Raw genomic sequence first — 2,163 nt, forward strand, 5'->3', positions numbered from 1 at the left:
GGCCGGCAACGGGGCGAGCAGGCCGCACAGTTCCCAAAGTCACCCACCCTGTCAGGGAGGGGCAAACGCAGCGAGGGGAAGGTTGCAGGCTGGCTGTCGTACGTATGCCTGGGCTGCTTTTGATCGATCCATTGTTTGAAGAGCACAGCCACAGAGAACACCCACGGATGGCAGCGCGAACCCACGGATCTCCTGGCTGCATTCTATCCGTGGGTTCGCGCTGCTATCCGTGGGCTCATTCCTATCCAGCTCTGGGGCCAGACCACGACACACAGAAATCCACTCGAAGACGAAGGTCGCCAGACCCTACGCGGCCAGCTTTTCGGTGGCTTCGACCATCATGCGACTCAGGTCGGCGTCCTGCTGCAGCAACGTCTCGGTCTTGCGGATCGCGTGCAAAACCGTCGAATGATCTCGGCCGCCGAAATACTCGCCGATCTTGTCCAGGCTGGACGAGGTGAATTGGCGGGCCAGCAACATCGCCAACGACCGGGCACGGACGACGGATTGCTTTCGCGAACCGCTTCGCAGATCTTTGGTGCGATGTCCCCAGATTCGGGCCACGGTACGGGTGATCTTTCCCAAATCAATCTCGCTGCGTTGGCCCGCCGCGTTGATCGCCGATTGAACCGCCACGACATCGGCCGCGGATTGATTCATGCGACAATACAAGTCGACTTGCTTGATGGCGGAGTCGAGTGCCAGCACCGAAATGTCGGTCCGTAGCCCGGCATCGAGCAATCCGATCAAGTCGTCGGACAGTTCCAGACCGCGAAGCAAGGCGAGTTCGCGAAGAATCGTCAATCGCGATTGGCCGGTCGGGTAAGCGACCGGGATGGTCAGCCCGATCACGCACCGACTGGCCAACTGGGGGCGGATCGCGCGAGTTTCCGAAGGCAGCCGTTTGCTGGTGAAAATCGTCGGCTTTCCCGCCGCAATCCGGCGTTCGATGCGAATCGACAATTCATCTTGAGCGGCCATCTTTCCGGCGATCGAATCCAGATCATCGATCACCAGGATCGCGGCGTCGTCGAGCGACTCACGAAGCGGCGGCAAATCGTCCGCCGAAACCGCTTCGGCATACTCGCGGGCAAAGTCCGACGCCAAGAAATACTTGACGGCCGTGGCGTCACCACCGAGTGAAAGCGAGGCGGCGATGCGAGCGGCCAAATGCAACGCCAACGTCGTCTTGCCGCATCCCGATGGACCGATCAACAAGATCGGTTGCGACATCGCGATCGTCGGTTCCGACTGAGCCACATAGGTCGCCAATCGGTTCTCGTCACCGCTGATGAAGAACGACAGCGACGCCGCCGCACGGCTCCGCGCCAGTTTCGCATCACGCGACCGCTGGCGCAACAACGGGCGCTCCAACGGAAACGTTTCGATCTTCGGGGTGGCGGGAGACAGGTTCACGGGAACAAATCGGATGGCGGTATCGAGTTCACGTCCACCCCTATTTTACCCCAATCGAGACTTTTTCAAGTCAGTTTTCCACTTAGTTTTCCACAAAGTCTTAAGATCTTAACCTATTGTAAACACGGCAGATACGATCGGCTGCATCGGCGATTTCTTCATCGGTGGAAAACCGACTCAGGCTGAACCGGATCGCACTCTCGACCGCCCACTCGGGGCACCCCATCGCCAGCAAAACGTGGCTCGGAGGGCTGCTTCCGCTGCTGCAGGCCGATCCGCTGCTGCAGGCCACCCCGGCAAAGTCCAATGCCATCAACATCGACTGCCGATCGGTCCCGGCAAAGGAAACGCAACTCGTTCCTGGCAAACGCTTTTCGTTCTCACCGTGGATCAGCAACCCGGTGCACTCGCGACGCAACGTCGCTTCGAACTGATCGCGTCGACTGACCATCTGCTGACACACCGCCGACTGTTTTTCCACAGCGATTTCGAGCGCTTTGGCCATCCCCAAAATCAGCGCGACCGGCTCGGTACCCGGCCGGGTGACGAGCTGTTGCTCCCCACCGAACAGCAGGGGTCGGAGCTTGATTCCGGCATCGATCCACAGGGCTCCCACACCCGCCGGACCGTGGAACTTGTGCGGGGTGACGGTGATCGCGGCGGCAGGGATCTCGTTGACGGTGGCGGGGAGTTTGCCGATCGATTGGGTTGCGTCGACGTGCAACAATGCACCCGCCTGGCGACAGA

Annotated in this window: 2 protein-coding genes; both read right to left on the minus strand. The window is 60.2% G+C overall.

Features of this window, described 5'->3' with window-relative positions; all coding sequences use genetic code 11:
* Positions 1–306 precede the first annotated feature (306 nt).
* A complete protein-coding gene (locus tag ABX749_RS30615; RefSeq protein WP_372899375.1) occupies positions 307–1,416 on the minus strand; it encodes a helix-turn-helix domain-containing protein in 1,110 nt (369 codons plus the stop codon).
* Between the two features lie 100 nt (positions 1,417–1,516).
* Positions 1,517–2,163 (minus strand): cysteine desulfurase family protein (locus tag ABX749_RS30620; protein ID WP_372899376.1); only part of this gene is annotated, 647 nt, incomplete at its 5' end.

It is taken from the genome of Stieleria sp. (assembly GCF_041595215.1).
GTDB classification, from domain to species: Bacteria; Planctomycetota; Planctomycetia; order Pirellulales; family Pirellulaceae; genus Stieleria; species Stieleria magnilauensis.